We start from the raw sequence: 23,254 nt of genomic DNA, 5'->3' as shown, positions 1-23,254 counted from the left end.
TCTGGCTCTGGGGTGTCCCTGGATTTCACTGCGTTGTCCTGGGGCGGGACGTTACTGCGCCTTCGACGCCCCCGTCCTGTGCCGGGACCTGCCCCGTGTCAGCGGGTAGCAGGCGAGGCCGATGAGCACGGCGGTGAAGTGGCCGAGGTCGGTGAAGGTGCGGCCGGCGACGAGGGGGATGCCGTAGAAGACGAGTACGGCGAAGAGGTACACGTACCGCCAGGGCTGCGGGACGCGGTACGTGAGCACGGCAATGACCCCCGCGAGCGCGTAACTGACACCGACGTCGAGGGTGTTCGCCGCCGACCAGGGCACGTGCCCGTGCCGGATCGCCCAGGCCAGTACGCCTTCGCTGGCGAGGGAGGCGAGGACGTGTGCCAGTACGACGACGGCGAGCCAGCGCAGGGTGCCGAGCCAGCGCTCGGCGGGGGCGTGGAAGACGGTGTACAGCACGGCGTAGGGGATCCAGCGGCCGCCGTCGATCCAGAACGCGCTGGTGACCAGGACGCGCAGCGGGTCCTGGGTGAGCTCGTGGATGTTGGTCGAGCGCTGGCGCAGGAAGTCCTCCTCGAAGTCCGGTGACATCTGGTGGACGATGACCGTGGTGACGAAGAGCGCGACCAGCCAGATGTACGTGCCGGGTGCGCTGCGGATCCATGATCCGGCGCTGCGGAGCCACGAGCCGGCGGCGGGGCGTTGCCGGGTGGGCGGTGCGGGGCTGCTCGGAGTCATATCCGATTGACGCACGGCCCGGTGATCGTCGGCGTGATCGACATCCCGGACGGGGTGTTGCGGGGCGTCGGCGGAGCCGGGAGGTTCGTCGGGCGGGTCGTCGGGTGGTCTCAGATCTGGCTGAGGCCGGGCCTTGCGTCCGTGGTGCGGACGGGTTCTCCGTCCGTGGTGCGGGCGGGCCGGGGCTCGGACGCTCCGAGGGCGAGCACGGCGGCCTCCAGACCGCTGTTGAACGACACCTCGCTGAGCAGCCCGGGCGCCGCGACCTGGTCGCCCGCGAGATAGATGCCGTCGCCGCGGTCGATCGCCGGCCGGTCGCGCCAGGTGGTGCCGGGCCGGTCCACCGCGCCGGTGCGGCCCCGGGAGACGGACTCCCGCCGCCATTCGGTGCGCTCGCGCCAGCCCGGGTGGCCGAGGTCGAGCAGTTCCTCGGCGCGGGCGATGCCGACGGCCCTGGGCTCGTCGGGGGCCAGCGGGAACTGGCCCTGGACGAGCTGCTGTCCGGCGGGGGCGAGGGTGCGGTCCTGGGCGCTGAAGCGTTCGATCCAGCCGGGGGCGTCGAGGTCGGACACGGCGAAGGCGTCACCGCGCCGGGTCCGCAGGGCCAGGTCGATGAGCGCGGTACGGCCGCTGTCCCAGGTCAGCGCGGGGTCGCCGAGCAGCGCGCGGGCCGCGTCGAGCGAGGTGGCGACGATCACCGGGCCCTGCCGGGTCAGGGCGTCGAGCCCGTCGGCGTCCACGCGGGACGCCGTCTCGATCCGGACGCCGAGATTCCAGGCGCGGGCGGCCATCCGGTCGATGACCTGGGCCCAGCCGCCGACGGGGTAGCGGGCCTCGGGCGGCAGTGCGGCGGCGCGGCGCAGCCGTTCCTGGACGAACGCGGCGGAGAGCGAGCCGGGGTCGTGGTGGTAGAGCGCCACGGCGGCGTAGTGCGCGGCCAGGCGGGCGGCCTCCTCGCCGGCCCGGCCGGTGGCCCAGGTGCGGAAGTCGGTGTCCACGGGGGCGTGTTCGGCCCTGAGCCGGCCGAGGCGGACGAGGGAGAGGGGCGGGGTGCGGCGCAGGGTGCCGCCGAGGCGGAAGCGGAGCCGGGTGCCTTCGAGGGGCGGGACGCCGACCACCGGGCCCAGCAGCCCCCGCCGGTCGAGCCAGGTCCAGTGGGGGCCGCGGCGGTAGAGGGCGTGCGGTCCTTCGTTGGTGCGGTACGGGCCCTCGGCGGTCCTGGCCCGGCCGCCGAGGGTGTGGTGGGCCTCGTGGAGGGTCACCAGGGCACCGGACTCGGCGGCGGTGATCGCCGCGGTGAACCCGGCGAGGCCGCCGCCGACGATGTGGATGCGCTGCATGCGTTCGGTCTCCTTCACTGACGGACGCCGACGGACGCCTGGGGCGGACGTGCCTTCGGGTGCTGTCGGGCGCTGTTGAGTACGGGACGGTTCGCGGGGGCGCGTCCGTGACATCGGGCCGGGGGCGTTGTCAGTGGCATGGGTCACGATGGGGGCATGGCGCGCAGCAACAGCAGCAGGAAGACGGACACCATCGCGGCGGCCCGGCGGCCGGAGGTGCGGCTCCCACCGCTCGTTCCGTACGACGGGGGAGGGCTGGAGCCGGACGGCGACTACGACGGTGTGCGGTTCGACGGGGCCGATCTCGCGGACGAGTCGGGTCGGGGGGCCCGGTTCATGGACTGCGCGCTGGACGGCTGCGCCCTGGACCGTACGGAGCTGGGCAGGGCCCGTTTCATCGATTCGGTGCTGACCGGCGTACGGGGTGTGGGCACCGACCTCGCGGGGGCGTCGCTGCGCGATGTGGAGGTGGTGGACGCACGGCTGGGCGGGGTGCAGCTGCACGGTGCGGTGCTGGAGCGGGTTCTGGTGCGCGGCGGGAAGATCGACTACCTGAATCTGCGGAAGGCGCGGCTGAAGGACGTGGTCTTCGAGGGCTGTGTGTTGTCCGAGCCGGATTTCGGGGACGCGCAGCTGGTGCGGGTGGAGTTCCGCGACTGTGTGCTGAAGCGGGCCGACTTCAGCTCCGTACGGATGGAGTCGGTGGACCTGCGCACGGTCGCCGAGCTGGACATCGCGCGTGGGGTGGAGCGGCTGGCCGGCGCGGTGATCAGCCCGGCCCAGCTGATGGAGCTGGCACCGGCGTTCGCGGCGCAGATCGGCGTGCGGGTGGAGGCGTAGTCCGCCGGGCCGGCCCGGACGCGCGGTTCAGATACGGGGGGAGCGGGTCTGGGGGGATTGATCACGGGGTTCGGACACGAGAGAAGTGGGTCTGGGGGCTCGGATCGCGGGGTCCAGTTACGGGGGAGCGGGCCCGGGTGGAATCCGGATCGCGGGGGTCAGATACGGGGGAAGCGGGCCTGGAGGTCCCAGATCACGGGGTTGTCGGCGAGGCCCTCGTGCATGTCGGCGAGGTCGGCGATCAGGTCGTGCAGGAAGTCGCGGGCCTCGCGGCGCAGCAGCGAGTGGCTGAAGGTGAGCGGGGGTTCCTCGCCGGGCATCCAGTCGGCCTCGACGTCGACCCAGCCGAAGCGGCGCTCGAAGAGCATCCGGTCGGACGACTCGGTGAAGTCCAGCTCGGCGAACTGCCGCCGGTGCGAGCGGTTGCCGCGCGGGTCCTGGTCGATCTGCTCGACGATGTCGCACAGCGCCCACGCGAAGTCGAGCACCGGCACCCATCCCCAGGCTGTGGACACCTCGCGGTCCTCCTTGGTGTCCGCGAGGTAGACGTCCCCGGAGAACAGATCGTGCCGCAGGGCGTGGACGTCCGCGCGGCGGTAGTCGGTCTGCGGAGGATCGGGGAAGCGCCGGGAGAGGGAGTAGCCGATGTCGAGCACGCTTCGATGGTGTCATGCCCGAAGGCGCGCCCGCGCCGTGAGGCCGCGGGCCCTACGACAGCAGCCGCTGCTCCTTCGCCACGGCCACGGCGCCCGCCCGGGTGTCGACGCCGAGCTTGTCGTAGATCCGGCCGAGGTGGGTCTTGACCGTGGCCTCGCTGATGAACAGGGCACGGGCGATGTCGCGATTGCCCAGGCCCTGGGAGAGCTGGGCCAGGATGTCGAGCTCGCGGTCGGTGAGGGTGGGCAGGGGCTTGCGCATCCGGGCCATGACCCGGCTGGCCACCGGCGGGGAGAGCGTCGTACGGCCCTGGGCCGCCGAGCGGATCGCGGCGAAGAGCTCCTCGGGGCGCTCGGCCTTCAGCAGATAGCCGGTGGCGCCCGCCTCGATGGCCCGGGTGATGTCGGCGTCCGTGTCGTACGTGGTGAGGACCAGCACATGGACGCCGGTGGCGGAGATGCGGCGGGTGGCCTCCACACCGTCGATGCCCTCGCCGAGCTGGAGGTCCATCAGGACGACGTCCGGGGTGAGCCTGGCGGCCAGGGCGACCGCCTCCTCGCCGCTGCCGGCCTCGCCGACGACCTCGATGTCCGGTTCGCTGCCGAGGAGGGCGAGAAGGCCGGCGCGTACGACGACGTGGTCGTCGCAGAGCAGGATGCGTACGGGCGGCGACGCGGTCATACGAGGTCCTCCGTGGCGGTCGGCGGGGCGGTGGCGGTCAGGGGGACGGCGGCGGACAGCACCGTACCCTCGCCCGGCACCGACTCGATCGTCAGAGTGCCGCCGAGCTGGTGCAGCCGGGCCCGGATGGCGGGCAGCCCGTGACCGCGCACACTGCCGGCGGTCCCGGTGCGTTCGGCGGGTACGAAGCCCTGCCCGTTGTCGGCGATGTCCAGGACCACCCGGTCGTCGAGGTGGGTCAGCGTCAGCGCCGCCTCCGTCGCGTTCGCGTGCTCCTTCACATTGGCCAGTGCGCCCTGCGCGATGCGCAGCAGTGCGGACTGCACCCGGTCCGGCAGCGCGGTGTGCCGTTCGCCCTCCACATGGCAGCGGACGGTGAGCCGCCCCTGCCCCTGCGCCGTCTCGCGGGTCGCCAGCGCGTGCAGGGCCGCCTCCAGGCCGCCGCCCGCCGCGAGATCGGCCGGCGCGAGGTCGTGGACGAAGCGGCGGGCCTCGGCGAGGTTGCGTTCCGCGATGCCGGTGGCCGTACGGATGTGGCGGCGGGCGGTCGCCGGGTCGGCGTCCCAGGTGCGGTCGGCGGCCTGGAGCAGCATCTGCTGGCTGGACAGACCCTGCGCGAGGGTGTCGTGGATCTCCATGGAGAGCCGCTGGCGTTCGGCGAGGGTTCCCTCGCGGCGTTCGGTGGCGGCCAGTTCGCGGCGGGTGCGCAGCAGGTCGTCGATCAGTTCGCGCTGCCGCTCGGACAGCTCGCGCTGGCGCTCGGCCTGGCGCTGCATATGGACGAAGACCGCCGTCGCGACCGCCGCGACGGCGGGCGGGGCGAGCACCAGATTCGGGTCGAAGCCCTCGGCCAGCCGGAGCTGGGCGGCGACGACGAACAGCGTGAGCAGGGCGACCAGCGCGAGCGCCGCGCGCGGCGGCAGGATGCGCAGCCCGGTGAAGAAGAGCGGCACCGCGCACCACGCGAAGCTCGGCGCGAGGACGACCAGCACCATCCACACGGCGACCAGCACTCCCAGCCACACCAGGGAGCGCGGCGTCGGGCGCGAGCCGAGCACCGGCCCGATCACGTACAGCACGGCGATGGCGACGCAGAGCGCGATGATCCACGGGGTGCGGGCCTCGCCGGGGTGGCGCAGCAGGAAGCGGGTGAGCGAGGCGCCGAGCAGCAGGAAGAACGCGGCGTGCATCAGAGCCGTGAGCCACCGGGCGTCCGGGTCACCGGCCCGGTCCCGGACCGCGCTCCCGGGCGTCCTGCCCGCTCCCCGGGCCAGGTCCGTGTCCATGCCCGCGCCGGGCGCCGGTCGGCTTCGGTGCTTCACGTCGTACCTCTCGCTCCTCACCGTCAGCGGCGCCGCCGAGCTGCACGGATGTCCCCATCGTCACCCCGGACGGCCACCCCCGCATCAGCCGATCGGCTGATGGGGCCGTCGACCGTCCCGCGTGCGGCGTCGAGCCGGTCCGTCGACAGTGCGGTGCCGCACGCGGCCGGAGCATTGGACCCGGGGCCGAACGAGCCCGTCCACCGCCCCACACACCCTGATCCACGCTGCTGAGGAGCCCACCATGAAGAAGCTGTCGCTGCGCACCCGCGTCCTGACCGGTGCCGTCGCCGTCGCCGCCCTCGGCGCGGGCACCTTCGGCGCCATGTCCGCCAACGCCTCCACCCCGGCCGCCGCCCCCGCCGCCGCCGTCAAGGCCGACGCCGCGAACGACAACCTTCAGCAGACCACCCACCTGACCGTGGCCGCCGCCACCAAGGCCGCCGAGGCCACCCTGAAGGCCGCGGAGAAGGAGAACCAGCGCGTCTCCGTCGCCGTCGTCGACCGCAACGGCAACACCGTCGTCACCCTGCGCGGCGACGGCGCCGGCCCGCAGTCCTACGACGCGGCCCAGAAGAAGGCGTTCACCGCCGTCTCCTGGAACGCCCCCACCTCCGAGCTCGCCAAGCGCCTGGCCAACGCCCCGACCCTGAAGGACATCCCCGGCACCCTGTTCCTCGCCGGCGGCGCCCCGGTCACGGCCAAGGGCGCCCCGATCGCCGGCATCGGCGTGGCCGGCGCCCCGAGCGGCGACCTGGACGAGAAGTTCGCCCAGGCCGGCGTCGCCTCCCTCGCCCGGTAGCGGGCAGCCCACCCCGTCGAGCCCACCCCGCGACAGGAGTACGAGATGAACGCCCTCGATCGACAACTGCTCGACGCCGCACGCACCGGTGACACCTGCCGGGTGCGGTCCGCGATCGAGGGCGGCGCCCGGATCGACTGCCGCGACGAGGAGTTGCGCACCCCGCTGCTCCTCGCCGTCCACGGCGACCATGTCGAGACCGCCCGGCTGCTGGTCGCGGCGGGCGCGGACCCCGACGCCCAGGACCGGCGCGAGGAGAGCCCCTGGCTGGCGACCGGGGTCACCGGCAGCGTCCGGATGCTGCATGTGCTGCTGCCGGCCGGCCCCGATCTGAGGCTCCGCAACCGCTTCGGCGGCATCGTGCTGATCCCGGCGAGCGAGCGCGGTCACGTCGGCTACGTACGGGAGCTGCTCCGGGTCACCGACATCGACGTCGACCACGTCAACCGGCTGGGCTGGACGGCCCTGCTGGAGGCCGTGATCCTCGGCGACGGCGGCCGCGCGCACCAGGAGGTCGTCGGGCTCCTGCTGGCGGCCGGTGCGAACGTGGACCTGCCGGACGGCGACGGGACGACCGCGCTGGAGCACGCGGAGCGCCGCGGCTTTGCGGACATCGCCGCACGGCTGCGGGGCGCCCGGTGAAGGCGCGCCACGCGGTGGTGGCACTCGCCGCGGCCTCGGTCCTCGCGGGCTGCGCGGGCGGCGCCCCGGCTTCCCCGGCCGCGCCCCGTACGCCCGGCAAGGCACCGTCCTCCCCGGCCCCGGCTTCTCCGGCCCCGTCCTCCGCCTCGTCGAAGCCCTCCGCCGCGGCCACCCCGCACGGCACGCTCCTCGTCGCCGACTTCGGCGCCGACACCGTGACCTTCGTCGACCCGGCCCCCGGCCACGACCGGCACACGCTCGGCTCGGTCGAGGTCGGCACCGCCCCCTACGGCCTCGTCGTCGACGACGGGGGCATCGCCTGGGTGTCGACCGCCGAGGGCGTCGCGGTCGTCGACACGGCGACCCGCACCCGCCTCACCCGGATCCCGTACGAGACGCGGACCGGCCCCGTCACGACCGGCGAGTACCGGGGCGGCGGCATGGGCATCGCCCTGGCCCCCGACGGCCGGCACGTCCATGTCGGCGTCAATGTGCCCGGCCGCAACGGCGTGCTGGAGATCGTCGACACCGCGACCCGCGAGGTGACCGGCACGGTCCCGGTGGGCCGCCGCCCCTTCGACGTGGACGTCTCGCCGGACGGCACCGAGGTGTACGCCACCGGCCACGACTCCTTCGACGTCACGGCGGTGGACACGGCCGACCGGACGACCCGGCGCTTCGAGGTCGCCCCGTACGGCACCGAGGGCGGCCTCGGCTCCTGGCTGAAGCCGCACTGTGCCGTGGTGCGCCCCGACGGCAGGCTGCTGCTGCCCTTCGAGGGCGAACGGCTCGTGGTCCTCGATCCGCGCACCGGGCGGAGCACCGTCGAGCCGATGACCGCCGACACCCACCAGCACGGCGCGACGCTCGCCCCCGACGGCACCCTCCTCGTCGTCGGCACCGGCCCGGTCCTCTCCGACGACCGGGGCCCGTCGCTGACCGTCCGTACCCCCGCGGGCTCCGAGCGGGTCGTGCCGCTGGACGGGCCGCACGAGGACGTGACGGTCTCCGACGACGGCCGGACGGCGTACGTCACCGAGGGCTTCACCCGCGACGGGTACCGCAACGGCATCACCGTCGTCGACCTCAGCGGCAGGAAGCGGCCGTTCGAGGTGGTCGCGGGCGCCCGCCCGCTGGGCATCGCGATCCTCTGAATCCGCTCGGCGACATCCCCCGAATCGGACGTTCCGCACCTGGGGCCCCCATTTAGGATCGCCGATGTGGATCAGCGAACACCTGTACGCCGCACGGCTCGTGCCGCCGCTCTCGTCCTGCTGGTGCTGACGACGTCCACCGGCTGCACCGGCGGCGTCGAGGGCAGCCCCGGTGCCGCCGGTCTGCGCGACCCGTACTTCCCGAAGCTCGGCAACGGCGGCTACGACGTCACGCACTACGACCTCGTGCTCGATGTGGACCCGGCCGCCCACCGGCTGAGCGGCACCGCCACGATCACCGCGCGGGCCACCCAGGACCTCAGCGCCTTCAACCTCGACCTGGACGGACTCACCGTGCGCTCCGCGACCGTCGAGGGCCGTCCCGCCGCGGTCAACCGGGCGGGCCACGAGCTGACGCTGCGCCCGGACGCCGGGGTCGCCGACCGTCTGCGCAAGGGCCGCACCTTCCGTACGGTGGTCCGCTACTCGGGCTCACCGAAGACCATCACCGATCCCGACGGGTCGAAGGAGGGCTGGCTGAGGACCGCGGACGGCTCGGTCGCGCTCGGCGAACCGACCGGCTCGATGGCCTGGTTCCCCGGCAACAACCACCCCAGCGACAAGGCGTCGTACGACATCGCCGTCACCGTCCCCGCGGGGCTGACGGCGGTGTCCAACGGCGAGCTGGTCTCCCGGCGGAGTTCGGGCGCCACCACCACCTTCCGCTGGCACGTCCCCGAACCGATGGCGAGCTATCTCGCGACCGTCGCCATCGGCCGCTTCGACACGAAGTCGTCGACCACCGAGGACGGCATCGAGGTGTTCACCGCCGCGGACACGACGGTGGCGAAGGGCAGCGCGCGGATTCTCGCCCGGATTCCCGAGGTCGTGAAGTGGGAGGCGGCGCGGTTCGGCCCGTACCCCTTCTCCGCCACGGGCGCGGTCGTCGAGCGTCACGGGGACGCCGGGTACGCCCTGGAGGCGCAGACCCGGCCCTTCTTCCCCGGGCCGCCGGACGCCGGGCTGCTCGTCCACGAGATGGCCCACCAGTGGTTCGGGGACTCGGTCACGCCCGAGAGCTGGCGCGACATGTGGCTCAACGAGGGCTTCGCGACCTACGCGGAGTGGCTGTGGGAGGCCGACAAGGAGGGGGTGCCGATCCAGGACCTGTTCGACGCCGCCTTCGAGGACGACGACAACTGGGCCTTCCCGCCCGCCGATCCGCCGACGGCCGCGGACATCTCGCAGGCGCCGGTCTACGGGCGCGGGGCGATGGTCGTCCACAAGCTCCGGCAGGCCGTGGACGACGACAGGCGGTTCTTCGCCCTCGTGAAGGGCTGGACGAAGGCGTACCGGCACGGCAACGCGTCGACCGCCGACTTCACCGCCTATGCGGAGAAGGCGACCGGCAAGGATCTGACGGAGCTGTGGGACACCTGGCTGTACGGCAGGAGCCGGCCCGCCCCGAAGGACTGACCGGCTCCCGGATCACCGCGCTGTTCGGGCTACTTCACGTTGACGCCGCTCCAGGCGGCCTGGACGGAGGTGAGCTCGGCGCTGTCCGCGCCGTACAGGTCGGTCGCCGCCTTCTCGGTCGCCTCACGGGCGCCCGCGTAGTCGGTGGACGACGTCATGTACTCGGAGAGGGCCTTGTACCAGATCTGGACGGCCTTGTCCCGGCCGATGCCGGTGACGGTCGAGCCGTCGGAGGTCGGGGAGTCGTAGTCGACCCCGTTGATGGTCTTCGCGCCGCTGCCCTCGGACAGCAGGTAGAAGAAGTGGTTGGCGACGCCGGAGGAGTAGTGCACGTCGAGGTCGCCGACGCTGCTGTCCCAGTAGTCGGCCGAGCCGCCGTCCTTGCTCGGCTCGTCCATGTAGCGCAGCGGGGTGCCGTCGCCGTTGATGTCGATCTTCTCGCCGATGAGGTAGTCGCCGACGTCGGTGCTGTTATCGGCGGCGAACTCGACCGAGGTGCCGAGGATGTCGCTGGTCGCCTCGTTCAGGCCGCCGGACTCGCCGAAGTAGTCGAGGTTGGCGGTGGACGCGGTCAGGCCGTGGCTCATCTCGTGGCCGGCGACGTCGAGGGCGGTCAGCGCGCTCTTGTTGTCGGCGCCGTCGCCGTACGTCATGCAGAAGCAGCTGTCGTCCCAGAACGCGTTGACGTACGCGTCGCCGTAGTGGACCCGCGAGTACGCGGCCTTGCCGTCACCGGCGATGCCGTCGCGGCCGAACGCCGACTTGTAGAAGTCCCAGGTCTGCGCGGCGCCGTAGGCGGCGTCGACCGCGGCGGTCTGGCGGTCGTTGCCGGTGCCGTCGCCCCAGGTGTCGTCGTCGTCCGTGACGAGGTCACCGGTGCCGCTCTCGCCCTGGTTGAGGTCGTACGTCTTGTGGCCGCCGCGGTCGCCGTCGGTCAGCTCGAAGCCGGAACCGGACGCGGTCGTCGACAGCTCGACCTCGCCGCTGTACTGGCTGTTGCCGACACCGGTCTCGACCGCCTCGTAGCTCTGGAGCTTCTTGCCGGTGATCGCGTCGGTGATGGTGTGCAGGCGGCTCGGCGTGCCGTCCTTCTGCTTGCCGGTCTTCACCGTCTCCAGGGCGAGGACGGGCTTGCCCGAGCCCGCCCAGATCACCTTGCGGGCGGCGGCCGCGGTCTTGATCTTCGGCGTCGTGGACGGCACCGATATCCGGGCCTTGGTCGCCTTGGTGACGCCCTTGAGCTTTCCGCCGGGGGCGGCGTGGGTGACGAGGTCGCCGCCGAGGACGGGCAGGCCGTCGTAGGTGCGCTCGTAGCGGGTGTGGACGGTGCCGTCGGCGTCCTTGATCACATCGCGGACGACCAGCTTCTCCTTGCCGCCGAGACCGAGCGAGTCGGCGGTGGCGGAGGCGTCGCTCTGTGCCGACTTGATGGCGGCGTTGCGCACCGAGGCCTTGTTCGCGCTGAAGGGGACAACGCTGCGAGTGGCGGAGGGGCCGTCATTTCCGTTGTCCGGCACGGCGTTCGCCGCACCGGTCTGCATGCCTACGACGACCATCGCGGCCACGGCGGCCAGGGCTGCGGCGCGACGGGTGTTCATGTGGGGGGTCATGCGTTCTCCGTTGCTCGTTCCGTGGGGGGTTACGAGCCGAGAGCGTGCCACTGAATGAGCGACATTGACGGAGTGCTAACAATTACCTCACATTTATTTGACTAGTTCTTGTCCGAATGGAATACACATGTGTCCGTTAATCGGCGGGAGTTGGGCGTTCGTGTCCGATGAGGACGCATACCGGGTGGTGTGCACTAATCCGTTCGCGGCGCGCACACGGAAGCCCCCGGCCGCAACGGCCGGGGGCTCGTGAGGTGGTGCCGGTGCGTCAGAGGTTGACGCCGAAGTCCTGCGCGATGCCGCGCAGGCCGGAGGCGTAACCCTGGCCGACGGCACGGAACTTCCACTCCGCGCCGTTGCGGTACAGCTCGCCGAAGACCATGGCGGTCTCGGTGGCGGCGTCCTCGCTCAGGTCGTAGCGGGCGATCTCGGTTCCGCCGGCCTGGTTGATGATGCGGATGAACGCGTTGCGCACCTGGCCGAAGTTCTGGCTGCGGGTCTCGGCGTCGTAGATCGAGACCGGGAAGACGATCTTGTCGACGTCGGCCGGCAGGCCCGCCAGGTTGACGTTGATCTGCTCGTCGTCGCCCTCGCCCTGGCCCGTGACGTTGTCACCGGTGTGGACGATGGTCTGGTCGGGCGTCGACTTGTTGTTGAAGAAGACGAAGTGGCCGTCCGAGACGACCTTCCCGGCGGGGTTGACCGCGATCGCCGAGGCGTCGAGGTCGAAGTCGGTGCCGGTGGTGGTGCGGACGTCCCAGCCGAGGCCCACCGTGACGGCGGTCAGGCCCGGGGCCTCCTTGGTGAGGGAGACGTTGCCGCCCTTGGACAGGCTTACAGCCATGGGAAGTCCCTTTCATCGTCGATCGCGGGCTTCATGCCATCACGAAGCTACCGTCACAGGTCATAACGCGGGCAGAGGACCGGGAGGTTCCTGCTCCCTTTGCTTTCTTTACCTGAATGCTCCGGACGGCCCGACGGGCGGTACCGCAAAAGAAGGTGACGAACGCCCTCCGGTGCGGGGAACATGGGTGTCATGTCCGGGCCCTATGTCATCCGCGGTTCGGTCTCCCTGCCGGAGGCCGAGCTCATGTGGCGTTTCTCGCGGTCCTCGGGGCCCGGCGGGCAGCACGTCAACACCAGCGACTCCCAGGTGGAGCTCCGCTTCGACCTCGCGGCGACCGAGTCGCTCCCCGAGGTGTGGAAGGAGCGGGCGCTCCAGCGACTGGAGAGCAGGCTCGTGGGCGGGGTGCTCTCGGTACGCGCCTCCGAGCACCGCTCCCAGTGGCGCAACCGCGAGACGGCTCTCGTGCGGCTCGCCTCGCTGCTCGCCGAGGCGACGGCGCCGCCCCCGCGGCCGCGGCGCAAGACCAGGATCCCCCGGGGCATCAACGAACGGCGGCTGCGCGAGAAGAAGCAGCGCGGCGAGACCAAGCGGGGCCGCTCCAACCGCGACTGGTGACGGTCCCGGTCCGGCCCCCCGTGCCGATTCCCGCGCCCGCACCCGTCCCCGTTCTCACCCCAGCTTCCGGTACCGCCCCCGGAAGTACGTCAGCGGCGAACCGTCCCCGCTGGGCAGGGCCGCGCTCAGCACCCGGCCGATCACCAGCGTATGGTCACCGGCCGCGACCCGCTGCTCGGTACGGCACTCCAGGGTCGCGAGCGCCCCTCCGACCAGCGGCGCGGCGCTGACCTCGCCCCGGATGTAGGGGATGTCCTCGAACAGCAGCCGGTCGCTGATCCGGCCCTTCATCGCGAACCGCCCGGCGATGTGCCGCTGGCTCTCGGCGAGCACGGACACCGCCCACAGCGGCTGCTCCGACAGCAGGTCGTCCATCCGGGAGCCGTTGCGCAGGCTGACCATCACCAGCGGCGGGTCCAGCGACACGGACATGAAGGCGGTCGCCGTCATGCCGACGTCCTCGCCGCGCCCGTTCTCGTCCAGCGGCGGCTCCTGGGCGGTGATCAGCACGACACCGGCGGCCAGCCGGGCGAGGGCGCCTCGGAACTCATCGTTGCTCACCCCCTCAGCATGGGGGATGGGCCGGGGACGCGGGGCGGGGGTCTTCGTCTGCTGCAACACACCGGGCACGCTAATCGCGCCACGCGTGCCTTCGCATCGGGCCAGGGGACCAGTCGGGTCCTAGGACCCCCGGTCCGCCCGGGCACTGCAACGCGCGGATTTGCGTTCAAGAAAAGGACGGAGCGAATTCGCGGGCCACTCCCAACCCTTCACCATCTGTTGTGACTTGAGTCACAGAGCGCAATATTTGTTGACCCTGTGTACCGACTGCGCAGCTCACTGTGATTCAGTGGCCGTGACACTGCAGTAAGTACGTCGATATGAAACCTGGAGTGCTGTCGAGGTCTCGGGGAGTGCGAGCAATGGAGGCCGAGTCGGAGCCGTACGTCCGTCTTGCGACGATGCGGCAGCTGCACCAGGCCGTCGCCGATCTCAACACGGCGCGGAGCCTGGCCGACACGCTGCAGACCGTGGCCGACGGAATCGTCAACGGTCTCGGCTACGAGCTGGCCTGTGTGAACCTGGTCCGTGCCGACGGTGACCTCGTCGTCGCCGCCTTCGCGGGCAACACCGCGGCCGAGGCCCTGATCACCGGCCGGGTCGGCTCGCGCACCTCCTGGGAGCGCCGCCTGTCGATGGGGCAGACCTGGGACGAGCTCCGTTTCATACCGCACACCGACGGCTGGGTCCTCCTCGACGACGACGTGCCGCAGTGGCACACCGACGGGCCGGAGCCCCGCTTCGAGGACGAGTGGCACCCCCAGGACCGGCTCTACGCCCCGATGTACGCGTCCGGCGGCGACGCCGATCTGCTCGGCGTGATTTCCGTGGACCGCCCGCGCAACGGCCGCCGCCCCGGGGCCTGGGGCCGCGAGGCGCTCCAGATGTACGCGTCGCAGGCGGCCATTGCGATCAGCAACGCCCGGCTGCGAGCAAACATGCAGCGGGCGCTGGTCCGGCTGGAGCGGGAGCAGCAGGCGCTGCGGGCCAGCGAGGAGTCCTTCCGCCAGGCGTTCGAGTACGCGCCCAGCGGCATGGCCATAGCCGAGATGGGCGGCGACCAGCACGGCCGGCTGCTGCGCACCAACGACGCGCTGTGCCGGCTGCTCGGCCGCCCCGCGTCCGTCCTGCGCCGCTACTCCTTCGCCGACCTGGTCCACCCCGAGGACATCGGCACGCTGCTGCGCACCTCCGCCGAGGGCGGTCGCGCCGAGCTGCGGCTCGGGCGGCGGGACGGCACCTACCTCTGGGTCTCGCTGCGCAACTCCGTCGTCGCCGACACCGCCGACGGCCCGCGTTTCCTGCTCACCCACGTCGAGGACATAGAGGAGCGCAAGCGCCACGAGCTGCATCTGGCGCACCGCGCCTCGCACGACGCGCTGACCGGCCTGCCCAACAGCGCCGAGCTGCGCTCCCGGCTGAGCGCCCGGCTCTGCGACCGGCCGAACGCCGCGGTGACCACCCCGGTGGAGGCGCTGGACGCGGCCTACGGCGACATCGACGACCCGGACGCGCGGACCCACGGCTACGAGGTGGACCCGGCGCCCGGCGGCCCGTACGACCACCATGTGCACTCCGTCGCGCCCGACACCGAGCGCGACGACGGGGCGAAGGGCCTCGCGGTGCTCTTCTGCGACCTCGACGGCTTCAAGTCGATCAACGACCGCTTCGGCCACCACACCGGTGACGCCGTGCTGATCGAGGTCGCCCGCCGGCTCACCACCTGTGTCCGCGACGGCGACACCGTGGCCCGGCTCGGGGGTGACGAGTTCGTCGTCCTGGCCGACGGGCTCGGTGACGCGGACGCCGCGGACCTGGCCGTACGCCTGCGTAACGCCATCATTCCGCCCATCCGGGTCGACGGCCGGGCGGTGCGGGTGGGGGCGAGCTTCGGCATCGGCTGGGCCGCCTGCGGGATGACGGCCGAAGAGGTGCTGCGCTCCGCGGACCAGCGGATGTACGTGGAGAAGCGGTCGCGGTCGAAGGTTCACCGCAGGGCCGGCTGACGTTCACGGAGGCGCGGCCCGGGTGCTCCGCCGCCCTTCCGGTGCCGCCGTCGGCAATTCTCGGTGTCGTCCGTTCGGGGTAGGCTCGGCCGGTCGGCCACGGCTGGCGATATCAGGCGACGGCTGGCGACATGGTGAGGAGTGACCCAGGGATGACGGCCGGCAACAACGGCGCAAACAAGCCCGAGGACGACGATCCGTTCGGCTACCTGTACGAGGACGGACAGGCGGCGGGCGCCCAGCCGCCGAGGCAGGGCGGCTACGGCTACCCGGGACCGGCGGCCCAGCAGCCGGGTGTGCCCAGGACCTCGTACAACCAGGTACGCACCGTCGGCGAGCGCCAGTACGGCCAGCAGGTGCCGCAGCAGTCGTACGGCCAGCAGCAGGGGTACAACCAGCCGAACGCGCAGTACGCCGCCCCCGAGACGTACCCCGGCGCCTCCGCGCAGGTCCCGCAGCAGGGCGGCCGCGGCCGGTCCGGCGGTTCCTCGGGCAGCGGCGGGCCGAACACCAAGGGCCTGCTGATCGCCGCGGTCGCGGTGGTCCTGGTCGTGCTCATCGGGATCGGCGCCGCGCTGCTTACCGGTGACAAGGACAAGGACAAGAAGGACGAGGCCACTTCCTCGGCAGGCCCCGGCAATCAGGTCGAGGAGTCCCCGAAGCCCGAGCAGTCGCCGAGCTCCGATGCGCCGGCCGATCTGCCCGAGCAGGACGCGGCGACGCTGAAGCTCGGCGGTCCGGCGGTGGTCAGCCAGTCGGTCAAGGGTGCGGACGGCCCGAACGGTTCGTACGTCACGGGCTTCAACGCGGTCGGGGCATCCGTGACGTGGAAGGCGACGATGAAGGAGACGGGCAAGTACCGCCTGACGGTGCGCTATGCGATTCCCGCCAAGGACGCCAACGCGACGCTGACGGTGAACGGGAAGCCGAATTCCCAGCCCATCGGTCTCAAGAACTTCATCGACTCGTCCGACCCGGAGTGGGAGAAGAACTGGCAGACCACCTGGGCGCCGGTCGACCTGATCAAGGGTGAGAACGAGGTCAGCATCTCGTGCCAGGACGGGAACCAGTGCGACGTGATTCTGGACTGGCTGAAGGTCACCCCTCAGAACGGGTAGCTCATTGAGGGCGAACGCTCCGCGGCCCCTCCCGGTGCCCGAGCCCGGGAGGGGCCGCGTGAGCAGCGATCGTCAGGCTTTTCCTGAGCATGCTCACAAGAGGAGTCGGACGCGTGGCCCGCAGCGGCAAGTTCGACTTTGCGGGGGGCTGCTTCACACGCTGCTCGGGTGGTGCTCTGAGACCGGGGACCGGGTGCCCCCGGTCCCCGGTCCGAGACTCTGAACTCGGAACTCTGTTGCTCGGCGCGCGCGACGCGCTGCCTGCCGCGGTCAGCCCATCAGTGCCAGGAAGCCCGCCACCGTAGCGGCCATCGCCTCGCGCCCCGGGGCGATGTACTTCCTCGGGTCCACGCCCGTGGTGTTCTCGGCCAGGTACGCCCGCACCGCGCCGGTGAACGCGGTGTTCAGCGCCGTGCCCACGTTGATCTTGACCATGCCGGAGGAGGCGACGGCCCGGCGGATCTCCTCGTCCGGGACGCCGCTGGAGCCGTGCAGCACCAGCGGGACCGGGACGGCGTCGCGGAGCCGGCCGATCAGCTCGTGGTCCAGGGCGGCGGTGCGCTCGGTCATGGCGTGCGAGGAGCCGACCGCGACGGCCAGCGCGTCGACGCCGGTGTCGCGGACGTACGCGGCGGCCTCGGCCGGGTCGGTACGGACGCCGGGGGCGTGTGCGTCGAGCGGGGCCTCGCCCTCCTTGCCGCCGACCTTGCCGAGCTCGGCCTCGATCCAGATGCCGTGCTCGTGGCCCCAGGCCACCGCGGCGGCCGTGGCCCGCACGTTCTCCTCGTAGGGCAGCTTGGAGGCGTCGAACATGACGGAGCCGAAGCCCTCGGTGTGCGCCTGGTGCAGCAGCTCCACGGACTCGACGTGGTCGAGGTGGAGGGCGAGCGGGGCACTGGACGCGCGGGCCACGGCGGCGGCCGCCGCGGCGACCGCGGAGAGCCGCCCGCCGTGGAACTTCACGGCGTTCTCGGAGATCTGGAGGATGGCGGGCGCTCCGGCGCGCTCCGCGCCGGCCGCGATGGCCTCCGCGTGCTCCAGCGTGATGACATTGAAGGCGGCGATCCCGCGTCCCTCGGCCTGGGCGGCGGAGACGAGTTCACCGGTGCTGACGAGCGGCATGCTGACCTCTTGCTACTTCTTTCGAACCAGCGCTCGCGCGGGTTCGGGACGGGCGCGGCCTATCGGGCCGCCGGTGCGTGTTCCTCGATTCCGACGCGCGGCAGCAGCTCCTCGTACGCCGCGCGGTCGAAATCACCGGCCGTCGGGGAGAGCACGGTCGCCGTCGACAGTGCTACCGCCCGTCGCAGCCGGTCCGGCCAGCTCAGCCCCTCGACGAGTCCGGACAGCAGCCCGGCCACCGCGGAGTCGCCCGCGCCGGTCGGGTTGCCCAGGACCCTGGCGGGCGGCGCTGCCTGCCAGACACCGTCGGGGGTGACTGCCAGCATGCCGTCCGGGCCCAGTGAGGCGATGACCCCGTGCGCGCCCCGGCGGCGGGCGTCGCGGGTGGCGCGCATCGGTTCGCGGGATCCGGTGAGCTGGGCGAGCTCGTCGGCGTTCGGCTTGATCAGGTCGGGGCGGGCGGCGATGCCCCGGCGCAGCGGTTCGCCGCTGGTGTCCAGGAGCACCGGGACGCCGGCGGTGCGGGCCGACCGCACCAGTTCGGCGTAGGCGCCGACGTGGATGCCGGGCGGCAGGCTGCCGCAGAGCGCGACGGCGTCGGCCCCGGCGAGGAGCTCCTCGTACCGGCCGAGGAGGGCGGCCCATTCGTCGGCGCCGACGAGCGGACCGGGTTCGTTGAGCTGGGTGGTGTCGCCGGTGGTCCGGTCCACGACGGCGATGGTGCGGCGGGTGTTCCCGGCGACGGTGACGAGGGCGTCGGTGATGGGCGCGGGGGCCGTGCCCGGGGTGTCGGGGCCGTGCGGGGCGTCCGGGCCGCCGGGGCCGCCGGGCTCCTGTGGTGACAGGTCGGCCAGCAGCTCACGCAGCGCTGTCCCGGTGGCGCCTCCGGCGAACCCGGTGACCACGGTCCGGTGACCGAGCGCGGAGAGCACCCGGGCCACGTTCAGCCCCTTGCCGCCGGGTCGCTCGGACATCTCGCTGACGCGGTGGCTGGCGTGCGGGACGAGTTCCGGGACGCCGTACGTCAGGTCGAGTGCCGTATTCAGTGTGACCGTGAGGATCACCGCGGCCGCTCCCTCGATCCCTGCTCCGAAGCGCGAGCCCCTGGGGGGAATGCGCTTTCTCCTGCTGTTTTCCAGGCGATCATGCCAAAGAGGTGGCGGTCGGCCCAGAGCCGTGGACCAACCGCCGTCTCTTCGTTACGTATTCGACCCACCGTCAACAATGGGGCGAATCAGTCGATGTGCGGCTTCTTGATCCATTCGCCCTTGCGCATGACGCCCTTGAGCCCGAAGTCCGCGTCCAGGACCACCAGGTCGGCGTCCTTGCCCGGTTCCAGCGAGCCGACCCGGTCGTACACGCCGAGCAGCCGTGCCGGGTTGGCGGAGATGGACTGCACGACGTCGCCGACCGGGAGCCGGTCGACGGTCACGGCCCGGTGGAACGCGGTGTCCAGGGTGAGCGTGGAGCCCGCGATCGAGTTGCCCTCGACCAGCCGCGCGACGCCGTCCTTGACCTCGACCGCGAGCGGGCCGAGCTGGTAGAGCCCGTCGCCGAAACCGGCCGCGTCCATGGCGTCGGTGATCAGCGCGACTCGGTGGGCGCCCGCGTGGTGGTAGGCCAACTGCAGGGCCGCGGGGTGCAGATGGGTGCCGTCGTTGATCAGCTCGACGGTGATCCGCTCGTCCGCCAGCAGCGCCGCGATCGGGCCGGGCGAGCGGTGGGCGAGCGGCGGCATCGCGTTGAAGAGGTGCGTGGCGACGGTGGCGCCGGCGTCGATCGCCTCGACGGTCTGCTCGTACGTGGCGTCGGTGTGGCCGATCGCGGCGATGATGCCGTTCTCGGCGAGCAGCCGCACCGAGTCGATGCCGCCCGGCAGTTCGGTGGCGAGCGTGAACATCTTCGCGGTGCCGCGCGCCGCGTCCATCAGCTTGCGGACCTCGGCCGGGTCGGGGTCGCGCAGCAGTTCCTCGCTGTGCGCGCCCTTGCGGCACGGCGAGATGAACGGCCCCTCGAAGTGGATGCCGGCCAGGTCGCCCTGCTCCACCAGCTCGGACAGGACCCCGGCCCGGTGGGCCAGGAAGTCCATCTCGCCGGTGACCATGGAGGCGACCAGGGTGGTGGTGCCGTGCCCGCGGTGGGTGCGGATGCCGGTGAGGACCTCGTCCACGGTGCCGGAGGTGAAGGAGGCGCCGCCACCGCCGTGGTTGTGCATGTCGACGAAGCCGGGGACCACCCAGTGGCCGCTCAGGTCGACGGTCGGTGCGCCCTCCGCCGCGGCGCCGGCGATCCGGGTGCCCTCGACGATCACCCGGCCGTTCTCGACCGTCCCGGTGGGAAGCACCACCCGGGCACCTGCGAGAACTGTGCTGTCTGCGCTTCCGGCCATCAGGCGGATACCTCCGTGGAGAGAAGATCCCAGGCGAGCAGCCCTGCGCCCAGGCATCCGGCGGTGTCCCCGAGGGCCGCCGGGACGATGTGGGGCAGCTTCTGGAACGTGACCCGTTCCTCGACGGCCGCACGGAGTGGTGTGAACAAGGTTTCCCCGGCCTCGGCGAGACCGCCACCGATGATGAGCGTGCGCGGGTCGAGCAGTGTCAGCGCGGTGACCAGCCCGGCGGCGAGCGCGTCGACCGCGTTCTGCCAGACCGCGACGGCCGCCGGGTCGCCGGACTCGACGGCCTTCGCGCAGTCCGCGGCGTCCGCCTCGGGGTCGCCGGAGGCGGCGGCCCAGGCACGGCTGACGGCGGACGCGGACGCCAGGGTCTCCAGACAGCCGCGCTGGCCGCAGCTGCAGTCCGGCCCGTCCGGCCGGACCACGATGTGCCCGATCTCGCCCGCGTAGCCGTGCGCGCCCGCCTCGATCGTGCCCGCGATGCCGATGGCTCCGGCGATGCCGGTGCCCAGTGGTACGAAGACGAAGCGGTCGGCGTCCCTGCCCGCGCCGATCCGGCCCTCGGCGAGCCCACCGGTGCGTACGTCGTGGCCGAGTGCGACGGGAACACCGCCGAGCCGCGCGCCGAGCAGCTGCCGCATGGGCACGTCGCGCCAGCCCAGGTTCGCGGCGTAGACCGCGATCCCGTTCTCGGCGTCGACGATGCCGGGCACGGCGACGCCGGCCGCGACGGCGCTCTCGCCGAAGTGCTCCTCGCCGTACGCCCGCAGATCGGCGGCGAAGTCGAGGATCGACTCCACGACGGCTTCGGCGCCGCGCTCTCTGCCGGTGGCCCGCCGCGCCTCGTACAGCAGGGTGCCGTCGGCCCCGACCAGTGCGGCCTTCATTCCGGTGCCGCCCACATCGAGGGCGATGACGTGTTTCACGGGAAACAGTTTCGCCCGCGGAACCAAAAAGGTCTAGTCCACTATCCCGGTTTGTTGCGGATACATACAAAATAGCGGCCACGATATCGCGGCCCGGGTCCGGCACGGCGGGGAAGGGTGGGAGAAGGGCTTCGGGAGGAGAGGAACACGGGGACTTCCGATGCGGTGCGCGATGCCCTGGACGGCTCCTCGCGGCGTGGGGCGCAACGGTGCGGGCGCAGCGGTGGGGCGGGGCCGTGCTGTCGGGCCCGGCGCGACCGGGTACCGGCCCGGTTACGTTGCGAAAGCGATACCTGTCATGGTGTAGACCATCGGCGATGGGCTGAGGGAGGATCACATCTCGTTCCGGAGGGCCCCACGACGGCGTGGCGGGTACGGGCGACTCGACGGATGAGGACGGACTGGGCTGTGCGGTTGCGCCACCGGGTACTGATCGCGGCAGTGACCGCGCTGGGTATGACAGCGACGTTGTCGGCTTGCGGCAACACCGGCAGCGACTCGGGGGACGTCACCCTCAAGCTCGTCGCGGCCGACTACGGCAACGGCCCGGCCAACAGCTCCGAGAAGTACTGGGACCGGCTGGTCAAGGGCTTCGAGGCGTCCCACCCCGGCATCGACGTCGACGTCAGCATCTACTCGTGGAAGGACATCGACCGCGAGGTCGCCGCGATGGTGAAGAAGGGGCAGGCCCCCGACATCGCCCAGATCGACGCGTACGCCGACTACGCCAAGGCCGGCAAGCTCTACCGGGCCGACGAGATGCTCTCCATCCGCACCCAGGCCAACTTCCTGCCGTCCCTCGCCGAGGCGGGCAGTCTGGACCGCACCCAGTACGGGCTGCCGTTCGTCGCCAGCACCCGGCTGCTCTTCTACAACAAGAAGCTCTTCGCGCAGGCGGGTCTGGACGCCCCGAAGACCTGGGACGACATACGTGACGACGCGGCACTGCTCAAGCAGCACGGGGTGACCAGTCCGTTCGCGCTGCCGCTCGGCCCGGAGGAGTCGCAGGCCGAGGCCACGATGTGGATGCTCAGCGGGGGCGGCGGCCTGATCGACGACAGCGGCTCGTACGAGATCGACTCGGACGAGAACGTCCGGACCTTCGACTGGCTGAAGACGAACCTGGTCGACAAGGGCCTCGTCGGTCCCGTCGCCCCCGGCGGGCTCGACCGGCAGAAGGCGTTCGACGCGTTCACCGAAGGCAAGGTCGGCATGCTGAACGGCCATCCCACGCTGATGCAGGAGGCCGAGCGCAAGGGCGTCTCCGTCGGCATGGTGCCGCTGCCCGGTATCGACGGCCCGAGCGAGGGTTCGCTGGGCGTGGCCGACTGGATCATGGGCTTCAAGCAGAACAGCCACCGGGTGCCGCTGGGCAAGTTCTTCGACTATCTGTTCACCGACAAGAACGTCATCGACTTCGCCGACGAGTACGACCTGCTCCCGGTCACCGACAGCGCCTCCGCGGCCATGGAGTCCGACGCCAGGTTCAAGCCGCTGTGGAAGTTCCTGGCCGCGCTGCCGAACTCGCATATCTACCCGTACGGCAAGACGTCCTGGGCCCGGTCCAGCGAGTCGTTCAAGAAGAACATCGGCAAGGCGGTCGAGCCGAACGGCAGCGCCGAGGACGTGCTCGGGAAGATCGCGCGCGACTCGGCGGCGGCGGAGCGCACGGAGTAGCGGGCAACGCGGCACACGCAGTGGCGGGCGGCGGCCTCCGGGGCCGGGCCTCCGGGCGGCCGGCCTTCCGTACGGGCGATATGTTGGCTGATATGACCGCCCCCACGCCCGGCCCCGACGACACGGACGGCCTCTCCGAACGGGACCGTGCCGTGCTCGCCGTCGAACGGCAGTCGTGGTCCGGCCCCGGTGCGAAGGAACGGGCGATCCGCGAACAGCTCGGCATCTCGCCCACCCGCTACTACCAGCTCCTCAACGCCCTGCTCGACGACCGCCGCGCTCTGGCGGCGGACCCGGTGACGGTGAACCGCCTGCGCCGGGTGCGGGACGCACGTCGCGAACGGCGCTGAGAGCCGGATCGGAGTCCCTTCGGCTGCCGGAGATCAGCCTCTCGGCCCGGTGAGGCCTCTCGGCGGCCTGGATTCGAGCGTTGTTGGTTCGGGGCGGTCCTTTCGGCCACCGGAAATCAGGCCTGTCGGCGGCCCGGATTCGAGCGTCTTTGGTTCGGGGTGGTCTCTTCCGCCACCGGAAATCAGGCTTGTCGGCTCGGTGAGGCCTCTCGGCGGCCCGGGTTCGGGCGTTGTTGGTTCGGGGTGGTCCTTTCGGCCACCGGAAATCAGGCCTGTCGGACCGGGTTCGCGTGCCTTCGGCTCAGCGGGGCCCTTCCGGCAGCGAAATTCAAGCCCCTCCGGCGATTGAGGAGCGGGGGTCCGGGGGCAGCGCCCCCGAAC

General features: G+C 71.8%; 22 protein-coding genes. 10 read left to right on the top strand and 12 right to left on the bottom strand.

Features of this window, described 5'->3' with window-relative positions; genetic code table 11:
* Nucleotides 1-51 precede the first annotated feature (51 nt).
* Both AADR41_RS29290 and AADR41_RS29285 read right to left on the bottom strand, forming a co-directional pair.
* Nucleotides 52-732 carry a rhomboid-like protein gene (locus tag AADR41_RS29290; protein ID WP_342284434.1) on the bottom strand — a complete coding sequence of 227 codons (681 nt, stop codon included), beginning with the start codon at nucleotides 730-732 and terminating at the stop codon, nucleotides 52-54.
* A 110-nt stretch (nucleotides 733-842) separates the two neighbouring features.
* Nucleotides 843-2,072: an NAD(P)-binding protein gene (locus tag AADR41_RS29285; protein WP_342284432.1), complete on the bottom strand. Its 1,230-nt coding sequence runs from the start codon at nucleotides 2,070-2,072 to the stop codon at nucleotides 843-845.
* A 156-nt stretch (nucleotides 2,073-2,228) separates the two neighbouring features.
* Here AADR41_RS29285 and AADR41_RS29280 point away from each other — a divergent pair, with 156 nt between their 5' ends.
* Nucleotides 2,229-2,912 (top strand): pentapeptide repeat-containing protein, encoded by a 684-nt coding sequence (locus AADR41_RS29280; protein ID WP_342284430.1) that lies wholly within the window; start codon nucleotides 2,229-2,231, stop codon nucleotides 2,910-2,912.
* Between the two features lie 158 nt (nucleotides 2,913-3,070).
* Here the strand turns inward: AADR41_RS29280 and AADR41_RS29275 are convergent, their stop codons facing one another.
* From AADR41_RS29275 to AADR41_RS29265, 3 genes are read right to left on the bottom strand one after another with little or no spacing between them, the layout of a single operon-like run.
* Nucleotides 3,071-3,568, bottom strand: coding sequence for a hypothetical protein (locus AADR41_RS29275; protein WP_093540291.1), 498 nt, complete (start codon nucleotides 3,566-3,568; stop codon nucleotides 3,071-3,073).
* A gap of 52 nt (nucleotides 3,569-3,620) precedes the next feature.
* The gene (locus AADR41_RS29270; protein WP_342284426.1) at nucleotides 3,621-4,250 is read right to left on the bottom strand and encodes a response regulator transcription factor; all 630 of its coding nucleotides are present in this window, start codon (nucleotides 4,248-4,250) and stop codon (nucleotides 3,621-3,623) included.
* Nucleotides 4,247-5,536, bottom strand: coding sequence for a sensor histidine kinase (locus AADR41_RS29265; protein ID WP_342284444.1), 1,290 nt, complete (start codon nucleotides 5,534-5,536; stop codon nucleotides 4,247-4,249). The genes AADR41_RS29270 and AADR41_RS29265 overlap by 4 nt, the downstream gene beginning before the upstream one ends.
* A 280-nt stretch (nucleotides 5,537-5,816) precedes the next feature.
* On the opposite strand from AADR41_RS29265, the gene AADR41_RS29260 reads away from it, so the two are divergent.
* The 4 genes from AADR41_RS29260 to AADR41_RS29245 all read left to right on the top strand — a co-directional run bounded on the left by AADR41_RS29260 (nucleotide 5,817) and on the right by AADR41_RS29245 (nucleotide 9,646).
* Nucleotides 5,817-6,374, top strand: coding sequence for a GlcG/HbpS family heme-binding protein (locus tag AADR41_RS29260; protein WP_342284424.1), 558 nt, complete (start codon nucleotides 5,817-5,819; stop codon nucleotides 6,372-6,374).
* A 45-nt stretch (nucleotides 6,375-6,419) separates the two neighbouring features.
* On the top strand, nucleotides 6,420-7,016 hold the full coding sequence (locus AADR41_RS29255) for an ankyrin repeat domain-containing protein (RefSeq protein WP_342284421.1): 597 nt from the start codon (nucleotides 6,420-6,422) through the stop codon (nucleotides 7,014-7,016).
* The gene (locus tag AADR41_RS29250) at nucleotides 7,013-8,170 is read left to right on the top strand and encodes a YncE family protein (protein ID WP_342284419.1); all 1,158 of its coding nucleotides are present in this window, start codon (nucleotides 7,013-7,015) and stop codon (nucleotides 8,168-8,170) included. The genes AADR41_RS29255 and AADR41_RS29250 overlap by 4 nt, the downstream gene beginning before the upstream one ends.
* A gap of 66 nt (nucleotides 8,171-8,236) precedes the next feature.
* Nucleotides 8,237-9,646: a M1 family metallopeptidase gene (locus tag AADR41_RS29245; protein ID WP_342284417.1), complete on the top strand. Its 1,410-nt coding sequence runs from the start codon at nucleotides 8,237-8,239 to the stop codon at nucleotides 9,644-9,646.
* 29 nt (nucleotides 9,647-9,675) lie between these two features.
* Here the strand turns inward: AADR41_RS29245 and AADR41_RS29240 are convergent, their stop codons facing one another.
* Nucleotides 9,676-11,256, bottom strand: a complete 1,581-nt coding sequence (locus tag AADR41_RS29240) for a M4 family metallopeptidase (protein ID WP_342284416.1) — start codon at nucleotides 11,254-11,256, stop codon at nucleotides 9,676-9,678.
* 268 nt (nucleotides 11,257-11,524) lie between these two features.
* The gene (locus tag AADR41_RS29235; RefSeq protein WP_072487943.1) at nucleotides 11,525-12,100 is read right to left on the bottom strand and encodes a TerD family protein; all 576 of its coding nucleotides are present in this window, start codon (nucleotides 12,098-12,100) and stop codon (nucleotides 11,525-11,527) included.
* A gap of 183 nt (nucleotides 12,101-12,283) precedes the next feature.
* On the opposite strand from AADR41_RS29235, the gene arfB reads away from it, so the two are divergent.
* A complete protein-coding gene (gene arfB / locus AADR41_RS29230; protein WP_342284415.1) occupies nucleotides 12,284-12,718 on the top strand; it encodes an alternative ribosome rescue aminoacyl-tRNA hydrolase ArfB in 435 nt (144 codons plus the stop codon).
* A gap of 54 nt (nucleotides 12,719-12,772) precedes the next feature.
* Here the strand turns inward: arfB and AADR41_RS29225 are convergent, their stop codons facing one another.
* Nucleotides 12,773-13,279 (bottom strand): flavin reductase family protein, encoded by a 507-nt coding sequence (locus AADR41_RS29225; RefSeq protein WP_342284414.1) that lies wholly within the window; start codon nucleotides 13,277-13,279, stop codon nucleotides 12,773-12,775.
* Nucleotides 13,280-13,641: 362 nt separating this feature from the next.
* Here AADR41_RS29225 and cdgB point away from each other — a divergent pair, with 362 nt between their 5' ends.
* Together cdgB and AADR41_RS29215 are read left to right on the top strand one after the other, a co-directional pair.
* A complete protein-coding gene (cdgB, locus tag AADR41_RS29220; protein WP_342284412.1) occupies nucleotides 13,642-15,285 on the top strand; it encodes a diguanylate cyclase CdgB in 1,644 nt (547 codons plus the stop codon).
* Nucleotides 15,286-15,437: 152 nt separating this feature from the next.
* A complete protein-coding gene (locus tag AADR41_RS29215; protein WP_342284411.1) occupies nucleotides 15,438-16,403 on the top strand; it encodes a CBM35 domain-containing protein in 966 nt (321 codons plus the stop codon).
* A gap of 270 nt (nucleotides 16,404-16,673) precedes the next feature.
* On the opposite strand, the gene AADR41_RS29210 is transcribed toward AADR41_RS29215, so the two are convergent.
* The 4 genes from AADR41_RS29210 to AADR41_RS29195 all read right to left on the bottom strand — a co-directional run bounded on the left by AADR41_RS29210 (nucleotide 16,674) and on the right by AADR41_RS29195 (nucleotide 20,846).
* Nucleotides 16,674-17,525: a class II fructose-bisphosphate aldolase gene (locus AADR41_RS29210; protein WP_342284409.1), complete on the bottom strand. Its 852-nt coding sequence runs from the start codon at nucleotides 17,523-17,525 to the stop codon at nucleotides 16,674-16,676.
* 59 nt (nucleotides 17,526-17,584) lie between these two features.
* On the bottom strand, nucleotides 17,585-18,589 hold the full coding sequence (locus AADR41_RS29205; protein WP_342284407.1) for a 1-phosphofructokinase family hexose kinase: 1,005 nt from the start codon (nucleotides 18,587-18,589) through the stop codon (nucleotides 17,585-17,587).
* Between the two features lie 170 nt (nucleotides 18,590-18,759).
* Nucleotides 18,760-19,914: an N-acetylglucosamine-6-phosphate deacetylase gene (nagA, locus tag AADR41_RS29200; protein WP_342284405.1), complete on the bottom strand. Its 1,155-nt coding sequence runs from the start codon at nucleotides 19,912-19,914 to the stop codon at nucleotides 18,760-18,762.
* The gene (locus AADR41_RS29195) at nucleotides 19,914-20,846 is read right to left on the bottom strand and encodes an ROK family protein (RefSeq protein ID WP_342284403.1); all 933 of its coding nucleotides are present in this window, start codon (nucleotides 20,844-20,846) and stop codon (nucleotides 19,914-19,916) included. The genes nagA and AADR41_RS29195 overlap by 1 nt, the downstream gene beginning before the upstream one ends.
* 456 nt (nucleotides 20,847-21,302) lie before the next feature.
* Between AADR41_RS29195 and AADR41_RS29190 the strand changes: the two genes are divergently transcribed.
* Nucleotides 21,303-22,523, top strand: a complete 1,221-nt coding sequence (locus AADR41_RS29190; protein WP_342284402.1) for an ABC transporter substrate-binding protein — start codon at nucleotides 21,303-21,305, stop codon at nucleotides 22,521-22,523.
* A 92-nt stretch (nucleotides 22,524-22,615) separates the two neighbouring features.
* Nucleotides 22,616-22,873: a DUF3263 domain-containing protein gene (locus tag AADR41_RS29185; RefSeq protein ID WP_342284401.1), complete on the top strand. Its 258-nt coding sequence runs from the start codon at nucleotides 22,616-22,618 to the stop codon at nucleotides 22,871-22,873.
* Nucleotides 22,874-23,254: the final 381 nt, after the last annotated feature.

The organism is Streptomyces sp. CLV115, from assembly GCF_038448545.1.
GTDB lineage: Bacteria > Actinomycetota > Actinomycetes > Streptomycetales > Streptomycetaceae > Streptomyces > Streptomyces sanglieri.
The sequence above is the reverse complement of the archived record's forward strand: the minus strand, read 5'-3'. Positions and strand labels throughout refer to the sequence as shown.